The organism is Klebsiella sp. CN_Kp106 (assembly GCF_040064575.1).
Taxonomy (GTDB): domain Bacteria; phylum Pseudomonadota; class Gammaproteobacteria; order Enterobacterales; family Enterobacteriaceae; genus Klebsiella; species Klebsiella michiganensis.
In genome coordinates this window covers 20,615-41,862 of sequence record NZ_JBEAIG010000062.1, presented here as the reverse complement: position 1 = coordinate 41,862, position 21,248 = coordinate 20,615, and the positions used below count along the sequence as shown (strand labels likewise).

18 protein-coding genes and 1 pseudogene are annotated in these 21,248 nt (G+C 53.3%); 5 read left to right on the top strand and 14 right to left on the bottom strand.

Annotation, left to right across the window (positions count from 1 at the left end; translation table 11 throughout):
- Nucleotides 1–286 precede the first annotated feature (286 nt).
- The 3 genes from ABLU96_RS21290 to ABLU96_RS21280 form a co-directional block, all read right to left on the bottom strand.
- The gene (locus ABLU96_RS21290) at nucleotides 287–508 is read right to left on the bottom strand and encodes a hypothetical protein (RefSeq protein ID WP_032751522.1); all 222 of its coding nucleotides are present in this window, start codon (nucleotides 506–508) and stop codon (nucleotides 287–289) included.
- Nucleotides 509–776: 268 nt separating this feature from the next.
- Nucleotides 777–3,887: an efflux RND transporter permease subunit gene (locus ABLU96_RS21285; RefSeq protein ID WP_014227025.1), complete on the bottom strand. Its 3,111-nt coding sequence runs from the start codon at nucleotides 3,885–3,887 to the stop codon at nucleotides 777–779.
- Nucleotides 3,888–3,900: 13 nt separating this feature from the next.
- A complete protein-coding gene (locus tag ABLU96_RS21280) occupies nucleotides 3,901–5,040 on the bottom strand; it encodes an efflux RND transporter periplasmic adaptor subunit (protein ID WP_348862795.1) in 1,140 nt (379 codons plus the stop codon).
- A gap of 378 nt (nucleotides 5,041–5,418) precedes the next feature.
- On the opposite strand from ABLU96_RS21280, the gene envR reads away from it, so the two are divergent.
- Nucleotides 5,419–6,060: an acrEF/envCD operon transcriptional regulator gene (gene envR, locus ABLU96_RS21275; protein ID WP_032751517.1), complete on the top strand. Its 642-nt coding sequence runs from the start codon at nucleotides 5,419–5,421 to the stop codon at nucleotides 6,058–6,060.
- Between the two features lie 73 nt (nucleotides 6,061–6,133).
- Here envR and fis read toward each other — a convergent pair whose 3' ends face one another.
- The 11 genes and pseudogenes from fis to ABLU96_RS21220 all read right to left on the bottom strand — a co-directional run bounded on the left by fis (nucleotide 6,134) and on the right by ABLU96_RS21220 (nucleotide 16,192).
- Nucleotides 6,134–6,430 (bottom strand): DNA-binding transcriptional regulator Fis, encoded by a 297-nt coding sequence (gene fis, locus ABLU96_RS21270; RefSeq protein ID WP_000462905.1) that lies wholly within the window; start codon nucleotides 6,428–6,430, stop codon nucleotides 6,134–6,136.
- Nucleotides 6,412–7,420, bottom strand: a pseudogene (gene dusB / locus ABLU96_RS21265) (tRNA dihydrouridine synthase DusB). The gene fis and the pseudogene dusB overlap by 19 nt, the downstream one beginning before the upstream one ends.
- Before the next feature lie 328 nt (nucleotides 7,421–7,748).
- Entirely contained in the window at nucleotides 7,749–8,489 is a 741-nt protein-coding gene (locus ABLU96_RS21260; RefSeq protein ID WP_064375622.1) for a carbonic anhydrase family protein, read from the bottom strand.
- A 136-nt stretch (nucleotides 8,490–8,625) separates the two neighbouring features.
- Nucleotides 8,626–9,507 carry a 50S ribosomal protein L11 methyltransferase gene (prmA, locus tag ABLU96_RS21255; protein ID WP_014227021.1) on the bottom strand — a complete coding sequence of 294 codons (882 nt, stop codon included), beginning with the start codon at nucleotides 9,505–9,507 and terminating at the stop codon, nucleotides 8,626–8,628.
- An 11-nt stretch (nucleotides 9,508–9,518) separates the two neighbouring features.
- Nucleotides 9,519–10,970 carry a sodium/pantothenate symporter gene (gene panF, locus ABLU96_RS21250; protein WP_025108490.1) on the bottom strand — a complete coding sequence of 484 codons (1,452 nt, stop codon included), beginning with the start codon at nucleotides 10,968–10,970 and terminating at the stop codon, nucleotides 9,519–9,521.
- Nucleotides 10,960–11,202, bottom strand: coding sequence for a YhdT family protein (locus ABLU96_RS21245; RefSeq protein ID WP_004125848.1), 243 nt, complete (start codon nucleotides 11,200–11,202; stop codon nucleotides 10,960–10,962). Before ABLU96_RS21245 ends, panF begins: the two co-directional genes overlap by 11 nt.
- 110 nt (nucleotides 11,203–11,312) lie before the next feature.
- Nucleotides 11,313–12,662, bottom strand: a complete 1,350-nt coding sequence (accC, locus tag ABLU96_RS21240; RefSeq protein ID WP_004125846.1) for an acetyl-CoA carboxylase biotin carboxylase subunit — start codon at nucleotides 12,660–12,662, stop codon at nucleotides 11,313–11,315.
- A gap of 10 nt (nucleotides 12,663–12,672) precedes the next feature.
- Nucleotides 12,673–13,146 carry an acetyl-CoA carboxylase biotin carboxyl carrier protein gene (gene accB, locus ABLU96_RS21235; protein ID WP_004125844.1) on the bottom strand — a complete coding sequence of 158 codons (474 nt, stop codon included), beginning with the start codon at nucleotides 13,144–13,146 and terminating at the stop codon, nucleotides 12,673–12,675.
- A 393-nt stretch (nucleotides 13,147–13,539) separates the two neighbouring features.
- Nucleotides 13,540–14,139 carry a protein-methionine-sulfoxide reductase heme-binding subunit MsrQ gene (gene msrQ / locus ABLU96_RS21230; protein WP_064406587.1) on the bottom strand — a complete coding sequence of 200 codons (600 nt, stop codon included), beginning with the start codon at nucleotides 14,137–14,139 and terminating at the stop codon, nucleotides 13,540–13,542.
- A complete protein-coding gene (gene msrP, locus ABLU96_RS21225) occupies nucleotides 14,139–15,140 on the bottom strand; it encodes a protein-methionine-sulfoxide reductase catalytic subunit MsrP (protein ID WP_014227018.1) in 1,002 nt (333 codons plus the stop codon). The genes msrQ and msrP overlap by 1 nt, the downstream gene beginning before the upstream one ends.
- A 77-nt stretch (nucleotides 15,141–15,217) precedes the next feature.
- Nucleotides 15,218–16,192, bottom strand: a complete 975-nt coding sequence (locus tag ABLU96_RS21220) for an MDR family oxidoreductase (protein ID WP_025108488.1) — start codon at nucleotides 16,190–16,192, stop codon at nucleotides 15,218–15,220.
- Between the two features lie 219 nt (nucleotides 16,193–16,411).
- On the opposite strand from ABLU96_RS21220, the gene csrD reads away from it, so the two are divergent.
- The 4 genes from csrD to mreD all read left to right on the top strand — a co-directional run bounded on the left by csrD (nucleotide 16,412) and on the right by mreD (nucleotide 21,246).
- Nucleotides 16,412–18,352, top strand: coding sequence for an RNase E specificity factor CsrD (gene csrD, locus ABLU96_RS21215; RefSeq protein ID WP_025108487.1), 1,941 nt, complete (start codon nucleotides 16,412–16,414; stop codon nucleotides 18,350–18,352).
- A 305-nt stretch (nucleotides 18,353–18,657) separates the two neighbouring features.
- Nucleotides 18,658–19,701 (top strand): rod shape-determining protein MreB, encoded by a 1,044-nt coding sequence (gene mreB, locus ABLU96_RS21210; protein ID WP_002918653.1) that lies wholly within the window; start codon nucleotides 18,658–18,660, stop codon nucleotides 19,699–19,701.
- A gap of 70 nt (nucleotides 19,702–19,771) precedes the next feature.
- Complete coding sequence (gene mreC, locus ABLU96_RS21205) at nucleotides 19,772–20,758, top strand: rod shape-determining protein MreC (protein WP_004106252.1); 987 nt, start codon at nucleotides 19,772–19,774, stop codon at nucleotides 20,756–20,758.
- Complete coding sequence (gene mreD, locus ABLU96_RS21200; protein ID WP_004125830.1) at nucleotides 20,758–21,246, top strand: rod shape-determining protein MreD; 489 nt, start codon at nucleotides 20,758–20,760, stop codon at nucleotides 21,244–21,246. The genes mreC and mreD overlap by 1 nt, the downstream gene beginning before the upstream one ends.
- Nucleotides 21,247–21,248: the final 2 nt, after the last annotated feature.

Here is a 21,248-nt window from a genome sequence, read left to right as displayed (position 1 = left end):
CCGATGGTAGTGTGGGGTCTCCCCATGTGAGAGTAGGGCATTGCCAGGCATCAAATAAGTGAAAAGCCCATCCTGACGGATGGGCTTTTTGCGTTTATGCGGCTGAGAAAATATCCATTTATACCAGACCTGGCAATGACAATTTGCCCATTTGATCTTATCTAAAGGATCGTTTCCCGAGCTTCAGCTGCCGGTATTGCAGTTTAAGCATTGTGGAGCTTACCTTCGGGGAAAAGCAGTGCCGGAGCTCGCTCCGGCACCTGTCATGGCAGAGAAAAGAAAGGAATTAACGAGTCAACGCCACGATGCCGAGCGTCAGGCCAGCGACGGCAGCTGCGCCCCCGGCAATCGCGCCGGCGGTTTCCCAGTTATCCTGGGTCGTTCCTTTCATACAGGTATTGGTGTGCACTAATCTGCCTTCAGAATCATAGACCGGTACACACGGAGAGTCATGTGCACAGCCGGCGAGTAGCGTTGCCAGCAATGCCACTAGAATAACTTTATTCATGATATTACCTCTAAATAATCCGCTTCGCTGTATTGGAGAACCCATACCTGCGCGGAACGGTTTATTTTATCATCAGCAATATGGGGTGCCGCTAGAGTAAATAATCTCAATTTATGAGTAACGTAAATATCATGAAGAAAACCAGATAACTATGGGGAAATAATGTGTATTGGTTACCGCAGCAATAAATATATTTAATATCATCAGGATAGTTATCGAAACGCAGACGAAAAAAAGGCACCTGAAAGGTGCCTTTAGAAAAACATATTTACTCTGCGTGTTTCGTAAAGCGGCGTCTTACCACGACGAAGAAGACAGGAACAAAGAAGATCGCCAGTAATGTTGCCGTCAGCATTCCGCCCATAACGCCGGTACCGACCGCGTTTTGGGCGCCGCTGCCGGCTCCATGGCTAATAACCAGAGGCAGAACCCCGAGGATAAAGGCCAGCGAAGTCATCAGGATAGGGCGTAAACGCATACGCGATGCTTCAAGTGTGGCTTCGATAATTCCTTTGCCTTCTTTATCCATCAGGTCTTTCGCAAACTCCACGATAAGAATCGCGTTTTTCGCAGAGAGGCCGATAGTTGTTAATAAGCCCACCTGGAAATAAACGTCATTATTAAGCCCGCGTAACGACGCCGCCAGTAATGCACCAACTACCCCTAATGGAACGACGAGCATGACGGAGAAGGGAATAGACCAACTTTCATAAAGCGCCGCAAGACACAGAAAGACAACAATAAGCGAAATGGCGTAGAGCGCGGGCGCCTGATTACCGGATAAACGTTCTTGATAGGACATTCCCGTCCAGTCGTAACCAATACCGGCAGGAAGCTTGCTGGCTAACTGCTCCATTAAAATCATCGCATCGCCGGTACTTTTCCCCGGAGCAGCTTCACCCAAAACTTCCATAGAGGGTAAGCCATTATAGCGCTCCAGGCGCGGTGAACCATAAACCCAGCGTGAGGTGACAAAGGCGGAGAACGGAACCATTTCGCCATTCGCGCTGCGGACGTACATATTATTGATATCGCTCGGCAGCATACGGAATTTTGCATCGGCCTGAACGTAGACTTTTTTCACTCGTCCATGGTCAATAAAGTCGTTGACGTAGTAACCCCCTAGCGCCGCGGAAATGGTTTCATTGATATCGGATAGCGAAATCCCCAGAGCCTGAGCTTTCTCCTGATCAACATCCAGCTTAAATTGCGGCGTGTCTTCGAGCCCGTTGGGGCGAACGCGTACCAGCTGGTCGGGATGCTCTCTCACCATACCCAGAAGTTGATTACGGGCCAGGGTTAACGCGCTATGGCCAAGGTTACCCTGATCGATAAGCTCAAAGTCAAAACCGGTCGCCGTACCCAGTTCGATAATTGCCGGCAGATTGAAAGGAAAGACCATAGCATCTTTAATCTGACTGAAGGCAACGGTCGCACGTTTGATGATTGCCTCAACGCCATTCTCTGCGCCACTGCGTTCTTCCCATGGCTTCAGGCTGACAAATGCCATACCGGAGTTTTGACCCTGACCGCTAAAGCTAAAGCCGTTAACGGTAAAGACGCTTTCAACATTCGCCTTCTCTTTATGCAGATAGTAATCGGTAACCGTATCAAGAACCTTTTGCGTGCGTTCCTGCGTTGCGCCTGAAGGAAGCTGGATCATGGTCATAAATACCCCCTGATCCTCATCCGGCAAGAAGGAGGTGGGCAGGCGCATAAACAGGACGGCCATACCCACAACGATCAGCAAATAGATGATCAGGTAGCGTCCGGTACAGCGCAGGATCCCGCTAACGCTGTTAGTGTAGTGGTTCACGCTACGATCGAATTTCGCATTAAACCAGCCAAAAAATCCTTTTTTCTCATGATGATCGGCTGATGCGGGTTTCAGTAATGTGGCACAAAGCGCGGGGGTCAGGATCAGCGCGACCAGGACGGACAGCGCCATGGCGGAGACGATGGTGATAGAAAATTGCCGATAGATCGCCCCCGTAGAGCCGCCAAAGAAGGCCATCGGGACAAACACTGCCGATAGCACCATGGCAATGCCGACCAGCGCCCCCTGAATTTGCGACATTGATTTTTCCGTCGCTTCTTTGGGGGGAAGCTTCTCTTCTACCATGACGCGTTCGACGTTTTCCACCACCACGATAGCATCGTCGACCAGAAGGCCTATTGCCAGCACCATGCCAAACATCGTTAGCGTATTGATGGAGTAACCGAACATCGCCAGTACGGCAAAGGTCCCGAGCAGGACGACCGGAACCGCAATGGTGGGGATCAGCGTGGCCCGGATATTCTGTAAGAACAGATACATCACCAGGAAGACGAGGATAATCGCTTCAAACAGCGTCTTCACAACCTCATGAATAGAGATTTTCACAAACGGCGTAGTGTCGTAGGGATAGACGACCTTCATCCCCTGCGGGAAGTACGGCTGCAGTTCGGCAAGCTTCGCTTTAATCGCGGCGGCGGTATCAAGGGCATTGGCGCCGGTAGCGAGCTTAATTCCCAGTCCTGAAGCCGGTTTTCCATTGATTTTTGCGACAACGTTGTAGTTTTCACCTCCCAGCTCAATACGTGCCACATCTTTCAGGTGCACCACTGAGCCATCCGCGTTCACGCGCAAAGTCACTTTGCCAAACTCTGCCGGATCCTTCAGTCGCGTCTGAGCAATAATGGATGCATTTAGCTGCTGGCCTTTAAGGGCCGGCGTACCGCCAAGCTGGCCTGCTGCAATCTGATCGTTCTGTACCTGCAGCTGGTTAATGACGTCGACAGGCGTGAGGTTGTACTTATTCAGGAGATTACCGTCCAGCCAGACGCGCATGGCATACTGCGCGCCGAAGAGCTGTACATCGCCGACGCCGTTAAGGCGGCTGATGGTATCTTTGACGTTCGATGCAACGTAGTCGGATATATCATCCTGAGTGGTGCTCGTGTTATCGGAGATGAATCCGGCAACCATCAGGAAACTACTGCTTGATTTCTCGACGCTAATCCCCTGCTGCTGTACTTCCTGAGGAAGAAGCGGCGTCGCCAGCTGCAGTTTATTCTGCACCTGAACTTGCGCAATATCCGGATCCGTACCTGATTTAAAGGTCAGGGTGATGGTAACGCCGCCTGCGGAATCGCTGGTTGAGGACATGTACATCAGATTATCGATACCGTTCATGTTCTGTTCGATAACCTGAGTCACCGTATCCTGAACGGTTTGTGCGTCCGCACCTGGATAGGTTGCGGAGATGGCCACCGCTGGCGGCGCGATAGTCGGGTATTGTGCAATCGGTAGCTGCATAATTGCGAGGCCACCGGCAATCATCATGATGATCGCCAGCACCCAGGCGAAGACCGGTCGATGGATAAAAAACTTAGACATAGGGATTCGTACCTTATTGCGCGACGGACGTCGCGGTATCCTCTTCGGCCTTCACGGTGACGCCGGGACGTACTTTCTGCAGACCGCTGACGATAACCTTTTCACCGGCTTTCAGACCGCTCGTGATTAACCACTTATCGCCAATCGCCTGTGAGGCGGTGACGGCTCGCGTTTCCACCTGGTTTTTATCATTAACGAGCATCACGCTGGCATCGCCGCGCGGCGTTCGGGTGACTCCCTGCTGAGGAACGAGAATGGCATCCGGTGAAACGCCCTCATCAATACGGGCGCGAACAAACATCCCTGGCAGCAGAGCGTGCTGTGGGTTGGGGAAGATGGCGCGAAGCGTAATAGAGCCGGTGCTCTCATCTACCGTGACGTCAGAGAACTGCAGCGTGCCCTGAAGCGCATAAGGTTTTCCGTTTTCCATAATCAACTGCACGCTTTTGGTGTCACTGCCGTGCTGCAGGCTTTCCTGTTTCAGGCGCATGAAATCATTACTGGATTCAGTGACATCCACATAAATGGGATCGAGCTGCTGTACCGTCGCCATCGCGTCAGCCTGACCATTTGTCACCAGGGCACCTTCGGTCACGCTGGATTTGCCGATGCGGCCGCTGATTGGCGACGTCACTTTTGTGTACGCCAGGTTAATACGCGCGCTTTCCGCGGCTGCCTTTGCGGCAATAACATCGGCATCGGCCTGGCGCGCGGTCGCCACCGCCTGATCGTATTCTTGCTGGCTGATATATTTTGTGCCGAGAAGAGGCGCGTAGCGTTTTACCGTTAAGTGGGCGATAGCCGCCGCGGCTTCTGCTTTCGCTTCATCACCTTTTGTGCTGTTGTAAGCCGCCTGATAGGTCGCCGGATCGATTTGATAAAGAGACTGTCCAGCGGTGACATCGCTACCTTCGACAAAGTTACGTTGCAGGATAATTCCGCTGACCTGCGGGCGGACTTCCGCGACGCGGTAGGCTGATGTGCGGCCAGGTAGCTCCGTGGTGACGGACAGCGGCGCGCTGTGTACGACATAAACGGAGACCTGAGGTATCTGCGCATGCGGTTGCCGATCGCCTGAATTATCGCAACCGCTGAGCAGGATGGCCGGGATGATAAGGCTGGATAAAAGTGTAACCCTGACATGAGGTGTCATTGCTGTTCCTTATAGATTATGAGCCAGGCATGGCCACGAATCTGTGCAAGAAATAATGAATTAAAATGCGGTTTGTTATCCTACAAATAAAAAACGATGGATGTAAGACATAGTTATTTTTTAGCCATCAGCAAGGCACGTAAAAACAAAATATCAGGAATAATGTTTTTAGAATGAACTTAAATTAAAATTTGCTTACATTGATATTTAATATATGAATATATTTATCTTAATTATTCTTGCGGTGTATTTATTGGAGAGCGTTTGAGATTTAACTCATCTGTATTTTTGCTAAACAATATTGATTGTCAGATGTTAGGTTTATAGGTATCCAGCGATTTCCCCACACTCTCAATCTGGCGTTGAGTGGAGCACCGTATGCCCAGAAGAACGAAAGAAGATGCGTTAAAGACGCGGCAGCTTCTGATTGAGTCTGCCATTCAGCAGTTTGCCTTACGTGGCGTGACCAGCACGACCTTAGCCGATATCGCTGATGCTGCTGGCGTGACGCGCGGAGCGGTGTACTGGCACTTTGCAAGCAAAGCTGAGCTGTTTAATGAAATGTGGCAACAGCAGCTGCCGCTACGCGACCTGCTTCAGCATGAATTTAACCTTAAAGACGATCAGGATCCGCTCAGCACGCTACGAGAGAAATTTATTATTGGCTTACAATATATCGCTAATAATCCCCGTCAACGTGCCTTAATGCAAATTCTGTATCAGAAGTGTGAGTTTTCCAGCGACATGATGCCGGAAGCTGAGATTCGCAAGAGAATTGGTTTTAGCTATCCGATTATTCGCAGCATTTTGCAGCTCTGTATTCGTAACGGATTATTGCCAGTGGAAACCAATGTTGAAATTTCATTAATTGTATTACACAGCGCATTTACCGGTATTATTAAAAACTGGCTGGTGGAGCCCGGGCAATTCGATCTGTATCGCCAGGCACCCGCCCTGGTTGATAATATTATGTCAATCCTTTGCGGGGCTAATGGGCGGCAGACGATAGCCAGCCATTAAAATTCATGTAATAAAAAAGGCGCTTCCCCATGCCGAAGAGCGCCTTTTATATCAAACATTTAACTGATTAGTATCAGTTCATGCCGTATTTTTTCAATTTTTTACGCAGAGTACCACGGTTGATGCCCATCATCAGAGCAGCACGGGTCTGGTTACCGCGGGTGTATTGCATCACCATGTCCAACAGGGGCTGTTCTACTTCAGCCAGTACCAGCTCATACAGGTCATTAACATCCTGACCGTTCAGTTGAGCAAAATAGTTCTTCAGTGCCTGTTTAACCGAGTCACGCAGGGGCTTTTGAGTTACCTGATCCTGAGAGTTAACGGTAGAAACGGTCAGTACGTCAGAATTTACGCGTTGTTCGAACATAGTTCTGTCAGCTCTTTATTTCTATTACGCAAAATTTTCGAAGTATGCCTCCAACGCCTCCAGCTGTTCGCTGGAATCTTCTATGGCGTTGAATGTGCGCCGAAACTGGTCATCTGGAGCGTGTTCCTGCAGATACCAGGATACGTGTTTGCGTGCGATTCGGTACCCTTTTGCCTGGCCATAAAAGCCATGCAGTTCCCGAACGTGTGCACAAAGCAAGCGCTTAACCTCTGCCAACGGCAGCGGCGGCAGCAGCTCTCCAGTGTCCAGATAGTGCTGGATTTCCCGAAAGATCCAGGGTCTTCCCTGAGCTGCACGGCCTATCATAAGGGCATCTGCCCCCGTATAGTCGAGCACAGCTCTGGCTTTAAGCGGGTCAGTAATGTCACCATTCGCGATAACCGGAATGGAAACTTTCTGCTTAACTGCCCGAATACTGTCGTACTCAGCATCTCCGTTAAACAAACAGGCGCGCGTGCGTCCGTGAATAGTCAGAGCCTGAATGCCACATTCTTCAGCCAGTTGGGCAATTTCTACACAGTTACGGTGTTCCGGTTCCCAACCGGTGCGAATCTTGAGAGTTACGGGAACGTCCACTGCTTTGACGACCGCCGTCAGGATAGACTTCACCTGCTCGGGGTACTGCAAGAGGGCTGAACCTGCAAGCTTTCGATTCACTTTTTTAGCCGGGCATCCCATATTGATATCAATAATTTGGGCGCCGCTTTCCACGTTAATACGGGCGGCTGCAGCCATCTCTTCCGGTACGCTACCGGCGATTTGCACGGTACGAATACCGGGCTCATCAACGTGCACCATCCGTAAGCGTGACTTGTCGCTCTCCCAAACCTGCGGGTTGGAGGACATCATCTCGGATACGGTCAATCCTGCTCCCATCTCGTAACACAACGTGCGGAATGGTCTGTCAGTAATGCCAGCCATAGGCGCTGCGATGAGTCGATTCCTGAGCTGGTAGTGTCCGATGCGCATGAGTTAAGAAATGACCATACTGTGACTGCAAGGCGGCGTATATTACGCATTTTTTGCACGAGATGAAAGGCCAAACTTTGAGCAATCCTCTGCGGTGGATCAAAGAATCGCCTTGCAGGTCAGTGTGAATGAATAATTAGCTATATAAATCATTGCATTAAAAACATGTGATGAATTTATCTACACATATAATTTTGTCTAACTTCTCATTTTTTCTTCCCGGCACAGGGAACGGGCAAGATAATCTGCTGAAGAAATCAGCAAATTACCTTGGCTTTATGTGAGTTGGCTCTCATTTCAGAACATGATCGTGAAGCACAGCTGATGTTTATTCTATGACCACGCGACCATTCAGCGGCTGTATCGGACGATTGTTATCGTGATGCATAGCGTGGCTAAATTTTGCCAGCTGCGCTGATGAAAGTGTCAGGGGATGTTTAAGCACAATCCAGGTTACCCCCTCGGAGCAAGGCGGCGTGGTCAGGGAGCCGCTGAAACGCCAGTATGTCTTGTCTGCGGGAAGAAGGGCGTTGAGATCCATTTGGGTGACGATTTTAGCCGTCTGATCGGCTTTCTCGGGCATGGTGGCCCACAGTTTGTTCAGTTCGCTATTTTCCGCGCCCTGGTCGAACATCACCGCCACGACGGCAACGGCGCCTTGAGCGCTTTTATGTACCAGATGCATCTCCATCGCATAGTGCTTACCGTGAACGGTGTTTTCGCTCGGGGCATGAAAATGGAACTGCTGAAGGGTAAATGGCGTACCGTCAATCGTAACGGTATCCGCTGTTGTGGTCTTTAACCCCGCCTGGATAGTGTGACCATTGTTGATGAGCGTAATGGGGCCATCGATGTAGTGCGTATCCAGCGGTGAAAGGTGTGTCTTAAACGTGGTATCGATGTTGATAGGGGATTGATTCATGCCATTTTGACAGGTTTTGTACTCCTCATTGAGCGCCCCCCAGTGTTCCGGCGAACCTTCGCCTTCATAGCTCCAGTGGGAAGCGAAAACCGTCACGGGCATCATGCTTAACGCCAATAATGCCGCCTTGCCTAAAGATGTTTTCATATCATTCGTCCAATGAATAAATTTATGATTTTATTGGTAACTACAATACGTTACCGCATCATCTTATTCTCATTGAGCGAATGATTTTGTACAGAAAACGCGAAAAGCGGTGGCCTGCGATGAGGCCACAGGGAGATTACTTTTTATAACCGGTGATCCGGCACCACTCCTCTTTCTCCACGACGGGATCGAGGTTAAAGAGATCGGCGTACGCTTCACAAACGCTTTCCGCCTGGCTGGCAAGGATGCCGGAAAGCCCCAGCAGACCGCCTGTAACCGGCAGCACGCTGATAAGCGGAGCCAGTTCGCGTAATGGGCCTGCCAGAATGTTTGCGACCACCACATCGGCTTTCATCGCCTCTGGCTGATCTTTAGGCAGATAGAGTTCCAGGCGTTCAGAAACCCCGTTACGCTCGGCATTATCGCGGCTGGCCTGAATGGCCTGCGGGTCGATATCAATACCGATAGCTTTCGCGGCGCCCAGCTTTAATGCCGCAATGGCCAGAATGCCTGAGCCGCAGCCAAAATCGATAATCGTTTTGCCCGCGAGATCGAGGCCATCCAGCCACTGCAGGCACATTGCCGTGGTGGGATGCGTACCGGTACCAAACGCCAGGCCCGGGTCGAGCATCACGTTAACGGCGTTTTCATCCGGCACATCGCGCCAGCTCGGGCAGATCCACAGGCGTTTACCGAAGCACATAGGGTGGAAGTTATCCATCCATTCGCGCTCCCAGTCCTTGTCTTCCAGTTGTTCGATTTTATGCACGAAACCGGCGCCCAGCAGCGGATTCTGCTCCAGCATCGCAATCACTTCTTTCATATCGGTCTCGGCGTCAAACAGGCCGATAACGTCAGTATCGCCCCACAGACGGGTTTCGCCCGGCAGAGGTTCGAATACCGGCGTGTCGTGCGTATCCTGGAAAGTAATGGAAACGGAACCCGCTTCCATTAGCGCATCGCTCAGCTCTTCCGCGTTCGCGCCGGTAGTGTTCAGTTTCAGTTGGATCCATGGCATGGCAAAACTCTTTATTTATCAGTAGTCAATACGGCGGCTTGCGGGGCGGAGGTACCGAACCGGTTTCCGACCAGGAAAGCCAATAAGCTTAACAGCAACGCGGGCACTATCGGATGGAAGCCCAGGTACTGCAGATTAAAAGTGGCGAGTATGGCATAGAGTACGCCGCCGACGATCATCGCGCTCAACGCCCCTTTCGCGTTCGCGCGTTCCCAGTACAGGCCCAGCACCAGCGGCCATAAGAACACGGCCTCCAGGCCACCGAACGCCAGCAGGTTGAGCCAGATAATCATCTCAGGCGGACGCCAGGCTGCCAGCAGCAGTAAAGCGCCCAGCAGCAAGGTGATCGTTGCCGACATCCGCTTCAACCGGGCTTCATTTGTTATCTGCTCGGGGCGCAGATTCAGATACAGATCTTTAATGATCGTAGCGGAACTTTGTAGCAGCTGGGCGTTGATCGTCGACATAATGGCGGCCATCGGCGCGGCGAGGAAGATCCCGGCGGCAAAGGGCGGCAATACTTTCACCATGAGCGTCGGGATGACCAGATCCGGCACCGTTAGATCCGGGATCACCGCCCGGCCTAACGCACCCGCAAGATGCATCCCAAACATCAGGATCGCCACCACGATGGTGCCAATGATAATTCCCCGGTGCACCGCTTTGCTGTCTTTATAGGAGATGCAGCGAACGGCGGTGTGCGGCAGGCCAATTACCCCGAAGCAGACCAGCACCCAGAAGGAGGTCATAAAGGTGGGGGAAAGAATGTCATCAGCCCCCTGCGGGGAAACCAGCTTAGGATCGATGGTTTGCAGGGTTTCAACCGCATTATGTAGCCCGCCCGCCGCATGAACGACGCCAACCAGCAGGACGATAGTGCCGACCAGCATCACCATTCCCTGGAGCGTGTCGTTGAGGACGCTGGCACGAAAACCGCCGAACGCGGTATAGAGCGCGATACTCACGCCAAAAATTAGCAGACCGGTTTCGTAGGGAATACCCGCTGCGGTTTCCAGCAACCGCGCCCCGCCGATGAACTGCACCGTCATTGCACCGACAAACGCCACCAGAAGGCTCAGGCTCGCGAGCCAGACCAGCAGACGGCTTTGGTAGCGGGCAAAAAGCATATCGTTCAGGGTTACGGCATTATAGCGGCGCGCCAGAATGGCGAATTTCTTACCCAAAATCCCCAGCGAAAGCCAGATCGCCGGAAGTTGGATCATCGCCAGCAGCACCCAGCCGAGGCCATATTTATAGGCCGCGCCGGGGCCGCCTATAAACGAACTGGCGCTGATATAGGTAGCGGTAAGCGTCATGGCTAATACAATGCCGCCCATCGAGCGGCTGCCGAGGAAATATTCGTTCAGGAAGGAACCCGTTGTGCGCTTACGCATTGCATAGATGGAGAGAGCAAACACCACCAGCAGGTAGGCGATAAGCGGCAGTATGACTTCAAGCTGCATCGTCATCCTCCAGAGGAATATCGCGATAGATGACTTTTACCATCGCCCAGCACAGCAGAATAAACACCAGCGGTACCAGCAGGCAGGCCATTTCGAACCAGTGCGGCAGGCCGGTTAGGCCAATACCGACGCCCGGCAGATAGGCGGCAGCCAGCCAGGCCGCAAGATAGAGAAGGGTTAGCCACAGCGCCCAGCGCGCCTCTTTATGGGCCTGAACAAAGCGTTTGTCCATTTTTTGTCCCTTGAGGATAAAGAAAGCGGGGATTGTACCGCATGGAAAAGAGGAGAGGAGAGAAAAAGAAAAAAGGCCGGATTATCCGGCCTTTTGCAGCGATGGCAGAATTACTTCTCCTGCAATCCGAGTTTTTTCTCCAGATAGTGGATATTGGTGCCACCATTCTGGAAATGCTCGTCGTTCATGATGCGAATCTGCAGATCAACGTTGGTTTTGATGCCATCGATAATCAGCTCCTGCAGCGCATTTTTCATGCGGGCAATCGCGACATCACGGTTTTCGCCATAGCAGATCAGCTTACCGATCATTGAGTCATAGTACGGAGGCACGGTGTAGCCCGCGTAGATGTGAGACTCCCAGCGCACGCCAAAACCGCCCGGCGCGTGGAAGCGGGTAATTTTACCCGGGCTCGGCAGGAAGGTGTTCGGGTCTTCGGCGTTGATACGGCATTCCACCGCATGGCCTTTAACCACAACTTCTTCCTGCTTGATGGACAGCGGCTGGCCGGCTGCGATGCGCAGCTGCTCTTTAATCAGGTCGACGCCGGTGATCATTTCGGTTACCGGATGTTCAACCTGAATACGGGTGTTCATTTCGATGAAATAGAACTCGCCGTTTTCGAACAGGAACTCAAAAGTACCCGCGCCGCGATAGCCGATATCGACGCACGCTTTGGAGCAACGCTCGCCGATATAGCGACGCAGTTCCGGCGTAATGCCCGGCGCTGGCGCCTCTTCGACCACTTTCTGGTGACGACGCTGCATGGAGCAGTCGCGCTCAGCCAGATAGATAGCGTTACCCTGACCGTCAGCCAGTACCTGGATCTCGATGTGACGAGGATTCTCCAGGTATTTCTCCATATACACCATGTCGTTGTTAAACGCGGCTTTGGCTTCCGCTTTGGTCATGGAGATGGATTGCGCCAGCTCAGCATCGCTGCGCACAACGCGCATACCGCGACCGCCGCCGCCGCCGGAGGCTTTGATAATCACCGGGTAGCCAATGCGTTTTGCATGGGCGCGGTTAACGTCCATATCTTCGCCCAGCGGGCCATCAGAGCCCGGTACGGTCGGAACACCCGCTTTCTTCATCGCGGTGATCGCAGACACTTTGTCGCCCATCAGGCGGATTGTGTCAGCTTTCGGGCCGATAAAGATAAAGCCGGAACGCTCAACCTGCTCAGCGAAGTTTGCGTTTTCGGACAAAAATCCGTAACCCGGGTGAATAGCCACCGCGCCGGTGATTTCAGCAGCGCTGATAATCGCCGGGATATTGAGGTAGCTTTTTACGGACGGAGCCGGGCCGATACAGACCGTCTCATCCGCTAACAATACGTGTTTTAAATCGCGATCCGCCGTTGAGTGCACAGCAACGGTCTTGATGCCCAGTTCTTTACAGGCACGCAGGATACGCAATGCAATCTCGCCGCGGTTGGCGATAACAATTTTATCCAGCATGTTCGCCTCGTTATTCGATGACGACCAGTGGCTCGTCAAATTCTACCGGTTGACCACTTTCGACCAGAATGGCTTTCACCACGCCGGATTTATCGGCTTCGATCTGGTTCATCATTTTCATGGCTTCAACGATGCACAGGGTATCGCCCGCGTTAACTTTCTGACCGATTTCGATGAAGGCTTTCGCGTCCGGGCTCGGGGTGCGGTAGAAAGTACCAACCATTGGGGAACGTACGATGTGGCCACTGATTTCCGCTGCCGCAGGGGCTTCCATTGCTGGCGTTGCCGCAGAGGCGACTGCGTTAGACAGCGCTGGCTGTTGCTGCATCATCGGTGCGGCGTAAGCCTGTTGCATCACCGGGAAACCTGCGTTTGGCGCGGCACGGCTGATGCGTACAGACTCTTCGCCTTCAGAAATTTCCAGTTCGGAGATGCCTGATTCTTCAACCAGCTCGATCAGTTTTTTAATCTTACGAATATCCATGAGTGGGTTCCGTACTCTTTGTTTAGTGTGATTGTGACAGGCGTGTTAGCACCGTCTGTAAAGCATATGAATTACTGCTGTTGCAAGACGCCGCGCTTCTTCAGAAGCCGACAGGTTAAGCCTCCGATGCTCGAAAGCAAAAAGCGAAACTTATCGGCCAATATGCGGCTATCTTCTGCCATTCTCGGGTAAAAAACAAAATATACCTTCGATGCGCGATTGTCACCTTTTCGGGACTCAAAAAGCCCGTCAGGAAAACCAAAGTCGCACATTATAACGATTTCGTAGCATTTGGCAGCTAAATACTGGTCTTATCAGGGAAGATAATCAACCGCTATCGCGTAAAGAGTGGCGGTTGATAAAAGAACTGCGGGAAACTGCACATATCCGGAATTAGCGCCACCACTGGCGGAACTTCTTGTATCGCCATGCTAAAAGCAGGATCGCCAGCAGCGCATAAATGAGCGGTTGGGGGGATAAAATCTTCACCGACCATAGGTAGTGAATGGGGGCGAGGATCGCGACAACATAGACGAAGTTATGCAATGTTTGCCAGCGACGACCCAATCTTCGCTGCATCGCTTGCGTTGACGTCGCCGCCAGCGCCAGCAGAATCAGCCAGCTGATTAACCCCAGCGTCAGATAAGGGCGGGTGAGGACTTCTGTACCCAATAGCGCCAGATTGTTAATCCCAAGTTCGAGCAGCGTATAGCTGGTCAAATGCAGCGTAGCCCAGGCAAAGCACCATAAACCAAGTAAGCGCCGGGTGCGTATCAATAACGGCTGTTTAGCGTAGCGCGCCAGCGGCGAAACAAGCAAGGTAGCCAGCAGGAATTTAAGAGCCATCCTACCGGTAAAGTGCTGGATATCCTTTGCCGGGTCGGCGCTGAAATACCCCTGATGTCCGGCCCAGAAGAGCCAGACAAAAGGCAAAAATCCGGCCAGATGGAGAAGCACTTTCAGCGAGGTAATCTGCTTTACAGTCAGGCGCACTAGTAATTCTCCCGCAAATTCAGGCCCCGGTAGAGCGAAGCCACTTCGTCAGCATAGCCGTTGAAGAGCAGTGTTGGCTGGCGTTTGACGTCGAGTACGCCGCCTGCGCCGATAAAGCGCTCAGTTGCCTGCGACCAGCGGGGGTGATCGACATGCGGATTGACGTTGGCGTAGAAGCCATACTCCTCAGGTCCGGCGAGGTTCCAGGTCGTGGGGGGACGTTCACGCGTCAGCTCGATACTGACGATAGACTTAATCCCTTTGAAACCGTACTTCCAGGGCACGGTGAGTCGGACCGGCGCACCGTTTTGCGGAGGCAGCGCTTTGCCATACACGCCTACGCTAAGCAGCGTCAGAGGATGCATGGCCTCGTCGAGCCGCAGCCCTTCGACATAGGGATACGCCAGCCCGCCGCCGATAAAACGGTCTTTTTGACCCGGCATCTGCTCAGGCGCATAAAGCGTTTTAAACGCGACGTAGCGCGCATTGCTGGTGGGCTCGACCAGCGATAACAATTTATGCAGCGGGAAGCCGACCCAGGGAATCACCATCGACCAGGCTTCGACGCAGCGCATCCGGTAAATTCGCTCTTCCAGCGGAAATCGGCTGGTCAGGTCGTCATGATCGAGCGTAAGGGGTTTTGCCACCTCGCCGCCAATCGTCAGCGTCCAGGGATCAGTGCGCAGGCTTCCGGCATTGGCCGCCGGATCGGCTTTATCCAGGCCGAACTCATAAAAGTTGTTGTAGCCTGATACCTTATCTTCCGGCGTGAGCGTGAGAGTGTTTTGCCATTGCGCCGGTTTATCGAACGTCAGCGCTTTACCTGCCGGCGCCGGCGGGCGGTCGTTGCCTTTAAACCAATCCAGCAGGTCAGCTTGCGCGGAGGGTGAGAGGGAAAGGGCGGTGGCGCTAATTCCCAACATTTTCAGGATCTGGCGACGCTGCAGCATAAAAACGGATTCTGCCGTTACGTCGGCTTCCGTCAGTTTTTTGGATTTCATGGCATCCTCCGTCGTGCGTTTTTCTTAGCATGACGGAGGCGGAGCGTTATTGCGAATATGTCACGAAAAATTGCAGATTAGGCGATTTTAACCAGCGTGCGCCCCTGAATCTTATTGGTCATGATCTTATCGGCAAATTCAGGGGCTTCGGCGAGGGAGATTTCCGTCGCGCTTTGCGCATAGAAGGATTCCGGCAGATCGCGCACCAGACGCTGCCAGGCCTCGGCCCGGCGCGCGGCTGGCGTCATTACCGAATCAACGCCCTGCAGGCGCACGTTACGCAGAATAAACGGCATCACGGTCGTGGGCAGGGCAAAGCCGCCTGCCAGACCGCAGGCCGCCACGCAGCCGCCGTAGTTCATCTGCGCCAGCACTTTTGCCAGCACCTTATCGCCAACGGTATCAACGGCACCGGCCCACAGCTGTTTTTCCAGCGGGCGGGTTTCGGCGAACTCATCGCGGCTAAGAATGCGCTGCGCGCCGAGGTTTTTAAGATATTCATGGGTGCTTTCGCGCCCGGAAACCGCCGCCACCTTGTACCCGAGATGATGCAGCAAAGCGACCGCGGTACTGCCGACGCCGCCGCTGGCCCCGGTGACCACGACTTCGCCATCTTCCGGACGAACCCCGGCGTCTTCCAGCGCCATCACGCACAGCATCGCGGTGAAACCGGCGGTCCCAATGACCATGGCTTTACGACCATCCAGGCCTTGCGGCATCGCCACCAGCCAGTCGCCTTTAACGCGAGCGCGCTCCGCCAGTCCGCCCCAGTGGTTTTCCCCCACGCCCCATCCGGTCAGCAGGACTTGCTGGCCGGCGTGGAAACGCGGATCCTCGCTGCTGTGGACAAAACCGGCAAAATCGATGCCAGGAATCATCGGAAAGTTGCGGATAATTTTTCCTTTACCGGTGATGGCCAGCGCATCTTTATAGTTGAGGCTGGACCAGTGGATATCCACTGTCACATCCCCCTGCGGCAGCTGGCTGGCGTCAATGGTTTGCACCGAAGAGAGAGTTTTGCCATCCTGCTGTTCTAAGATTAAAGCCTGCATGCGCCGGTCCTCATAGGTTGGATGATTGGAAAATTTTTTCTGCAGACTATACTCGCTAACGGCATTATTACACCGATGTAACGCAATAAATTGCCAGATGCGCCAGCTTTGATAGTATGCGTCGCTCTTTAGAAAGTTAGTGCTTACTTTAGTTTAGGCGCCAGCACAGGAGCCCGGATGTTTATCGGGTAGTCATTCACACGCGGAGTTAACACAGGGATGCGATTAACGACGAAATTCTCAGCGTTTGTCACGTTACTCACCAGCCTGACGATCTTTGTCACGCTGATTGGCGCTTCGCTGAGTTTTTATAACGGCATTCAGCTAAAAATGACCAACCGCGTTCAGGCGGTGGCGACCATGCTGGATAACCGTCTGGTCTCTATGTCTTTTGACCAGATTGAACCGCAGATGGATGAGCTGATGACGCCGATCGACGCGACGCGCGTTGACTTTCAGCTTAATGGCAAATCGGTCTATAGCCATTCCCGCACCGATAACTATCGTCCTTTAGGTAGCAGCAATCAGTTTCGCGATATCACGGTACCGTCGCTCAAGCAGCCCGGTATGGCAATCCATCTGGTGTACCTGGATCCGATGGCCAATTACTTCCGTTCACTGCACATCACCGCGCCGCTCTCCATTGCTATTGGTTTTATGGTGCTGATTATCTTTTTTTCCGTGCGCTGGATCCGTCGCCAGCTGGCGGGCCAGGAGCTACTGGAACTCCGCACTGCGCGTATTCTTAATGGCGAACGCGGACCGCAGGTGCGAGGGTCGGTACACGAGTGGCCGGCGAATACCAGTAGCGCGCTGGATATGCTGCTATCCGAACTTCAGTTCGCCAGCGATCAGCGAAGCCGCATGGATACCCTGATCCGTTCCTATGTCGCGCAGGATTCAAAAACCGGGCTGAGTAACCGATTATTTTTTGATAATCAGCTGTCGACGCTGCTTGAAGATCAGGAGAAAGTGGGGTCATACGGCATCGTAATGATGATCCGCCTGCCGGATTTCGACCTGCTGCGCGATAACTGGGGGCGCGCAGCGACCGAAGAACATTACTTTACGCTGATCAACATGCTTTCCACTTTTATTATGCGCTACCCTGGCGCACTGCTGGCTCGCTACCACCGCAGCGATTTTGCCGTCCTGCTTCCGCATCGCACGTTGAAAGAGGCGGACAGCATTGCCGGGTTACTCCTGAAAGCCATGGATGCCCTGCCGCCGACGCGAATTCTCGATCGTGACGATATGATGCATATCGGGATCTGCGCTTTCCGCAGCGGACAAACGGCGGCCCAGGTAATGGAGCATGCGGAAGCGGCCACGCGTAATGCGGTGCTGCAGGGCAGCAACAGCTGGGCCGTCTATGACGATTCTCTGCCGGAGAAAGGGCGTGGCAACGTGCGCTGGCGTACGCTTATCGAGCAAATGCTTAGCCGCGGCGGCCCGCGACTTTACCAGAAACCCGCCGTCACTCGTGATGGTCGCGTACATCATCGTGAGCTAATGTGCCGTCTTTATGATGGTAAGGAAGAGGTGATTGCGGCCGAATATATGCCGATGGTGCTGCAGTTTGGCCTGGCGGAGGAGTATGACCGTTTGCAAATTACGCGATTGCTGCCGTTTTTAGGCTTTTGGCCGGAAGAAAACCTCGCGCTGCAGGTGACGGTCGAGTCCTTGATCCGCCCTCGATTCCAGCGCTGGCTGCGCGATACTTTGATGCAATGCGAAAAATCGCACCGTCGACGTATTATTTTTGAACTTGCAGAGGCGGATGTTTGTCAATATATCGGCCGCCTGCAGCCGGTTATGCGGTTGGTTAACGCTTTAGGTATTCGAATTGCCGTGGTTCAGGCCGGTTTGACGCTGGTTGGAACCAGCTGGATCAAGCAGCTCGATGTTGAAGTGATTAAGCTGCATTCGGGGTTATCGCGCAATATAGAAAAACGCAGTGAAAATCAGCTGCTGGTGCAGAGCCTGGTAGAAGCCTGTAAAGGAATGCCGGTTCAGGTTTTCGCAACCGGCGTACTCAGCCGAAGCGAGTGGCAGGTGCTGTCTCAATGCGGTGTTACCGGTGGCCAGGGGGAATTTTTTGCCGCCTCACAGCCACTTGACACAAATGTGAAAAAATATTCGCAAAGATACTCTGTTTGATCTGCCGTTTAGCGTGATTTCACGTAGAATAATGCGCGCCATAGTGATGGGGGTGTGCTTGTCTACCTGCCGGATTGTCGCAATGTAAATGCCAGTGAATGACCTTTGACAGGTTGCAGATTCAAGCGCGGAGCGCTGCTGAAGATTTCTGCGTTGGACGGACTCAGTCAAATTTGTAACAAAGGTAACGAACTGCACTAATTTTCACCGCAGCAGATGATTTTTGCGCCTTGTCGCTGCTGCGCGTGGTTGGTAAAGTAAGCGGATTTTGTTTTCCGCCCCAGCTTTCAGGATTATCCCTTAGTATGTTAAAAAAATTTCGTGGCATGTTTTCCAATGACCTGTCCATTGACCTGGGTACCGCGAATACCCTGATTTATGTAAAAGGACAAGGCATCGTATTGAATGAGCCTTCCGTTGTGGCCATTCGTCAGGATCGTGCCGGATCGCCGAAAAGCGTCGCCGCTGTGGGTCATGAAGCGAAGCAGATGCTTGGGCGTACACCGGGCAACATTGCAGCTATTCGCCCAATGAAAGACGGCGTTATCGCCGACTTCTTCGTTACCGAAAAAATGCTCCAGCACTTTATTAAACAGGTGCACAGCAATAGCTTTATGCGTCCGAGCCCGCGCGTGCTGGTCTGCGTGCCGGTTGGTGCGACCCAGGTTGAACGTCGCGCGATTCGTGAGTCCGCACAGGGCGCTGGCGCCCGTGAAGTCTTCCTGATTGAAGAGCCGATGGCGGCTGCGATCGGCGCAGGCCTGCCGGTCTCCGAAGCAACCGGTTCAATGGTTGTGGACATCGGCGGCGGTACCACTGAAGTGGCGGTCATCTCCCTTAACGGCGTGGTTTACTCCTCTTCTGTCCGTATCGGCGGCGACCGTTTTGACGAAGCCGTCATTAATTATGTCCGTCGTAACTATGGCTCCCTGATTGGCGAAGCGACCGCAGAACGCATTAAGCACGAAATCGGCTCCGCTTATCCGGGTGATGAAGTCCGCGAAATCGAAGTTCGCGGGCGTAACCTTGCTGAAGGCGTTCCGCGCGGCTTTACTCTGAACTCCAACGAAATCCTCGAAGCGCTGCAGGAACCGTTGACCGGTATCGTCAGCGCGGTGATGGTCGCGCTGGAACAGTGCCCACCGGAGCTGGCTTCCGATATCTCCGAACGCGGGATGGTTCTGACCGGCGGCGGTGCTCTGCTTCGCAACCTTGACCGTCTGTTAATGGAAGAGACAGGAATCCCTGTCGTAGTTGCAGAAGATCCACTGACCTGCGTCGCTCGTGGCGGCGGTAAGGCACTGGAAATGATCGATATGCACGGCGGCGACTTGTTCAGCGAAGAGTAGTCAGCCTGAGATCCGGGTAGCTGGCCTACGGCTGCCCCGATCTTAACTGACACGAGAATACGCATAGCCTATGAAGCCAATTTTTAGCCGTGGCCCGTCGCTACAGATTCGCCTTATTCTGGCGGTTTTGGTGGCGCTTGGCGTGATAATCGCCGACAGCCGCCTGGGTACGTTCAGCCAAATTCGAACGTACATGGATACAGCCGTCAGCCCTTTCTACTTTGTCTCTAATGGTCCCCGGGAACTGCTGGATAGCGTTTCGCAAACGCTGGCCACCCGCGATCAGCTCGAACTGGAAAATCGCGCGCTGCGTCAGGAGTTGCTGCTCAAGAACAGCGACTTACTGATGCTGGGTCAGTACAAACAGGAGAACGCGCGTCTACGCGAGCTGCTGGGCTCTCCGCTGCGCCAGGACGAGCAAAAAATGGTGACCCAGGTCATCTCAACGGTTAACGACCCCTATAGCGATCAGGTGGTTATCGATAAAGGCAGCGTTAACGGCGTCTACGAAGGCCAGCCGGTTATCAGCGATAAAGGCGTTGTGGGTCAGGTGGTCGCGGTCGCGAAGCTGACCAGCCGCGTGCTGCTGATTTGCGATGCCACGCATGCGTTACCGATTCAGGTACTGCGTAACGATATTCGCGTCATTGCCGCAGGCAACGGTTGTACTGACGATTTACAGCTGGAACATCTGCCGGCCAATACCGATATTCGCGTCGGCGACGTGCTGGTCACTTCGGGTCTCGGCGGCCGCTTCCCTGAAGGGTATCCGGTCGGGGTGGTTTCGTCCGTTAAGCTGGATACGCAGCGTGCGTATACGGTGATTCAGGCGCGTCCGACTGCCGGTCTGCAGCGCTTGCGTTATCTGCTGCTGCTGTGGGGAGCCGATCGCAACGGCGCGAATCCGATGACGCCGGAAGAGGTTCATCGCGTAGCGAATGAACGCCTGATGCAGATGATGCCGCAGGTTCTGCCTGCGCCGGATGCGATGGGGCCGCAGATGCCCGCGCCGGCAACCGGTATGCCACAGCAGCCTCTGCCAGCAGGAGGGCAATAGTGGCAAGTTACCGTAGCCAGGGACGCTGGGTTATCTGGCTCTCGTTTCTTATCGCACTATTGCTGCAGATTATGCCCTGGCCGGCGGACATTAGCGTCTACCGGCCAAACTGGGTATTGCTTATCCTGTTGTACTGGATCCTCGCGCTACCCCACCGGGTTAACGTTGGCACAGGCTTTGTGATGGGCGCGATCCTCGATCTCATCAGCGGGTCGACGCTTGGCGTTCGCGCACTATCATTAAGTATTGTGGCTTATCTGGTTGCGCTGAAGTATCAACTGTTCCGCAACCTGGCGCTTTGGCAACAGGCGCTGGTGGTGGTCATGTTATCCCTCTCCGTGGATATCATTGTTTTCTGGGCAGAGTTTTTAGTGATCAACGTCTCTTTCCGTCCGGAAGTGTTCTGGAGTAGTGTAGTAAACGGTGTGCTCTGGCCATGGATTTTCCTGCTGATGCGTAAAGTGCGCCAGCAGTTTGCGGTGCAATAAGG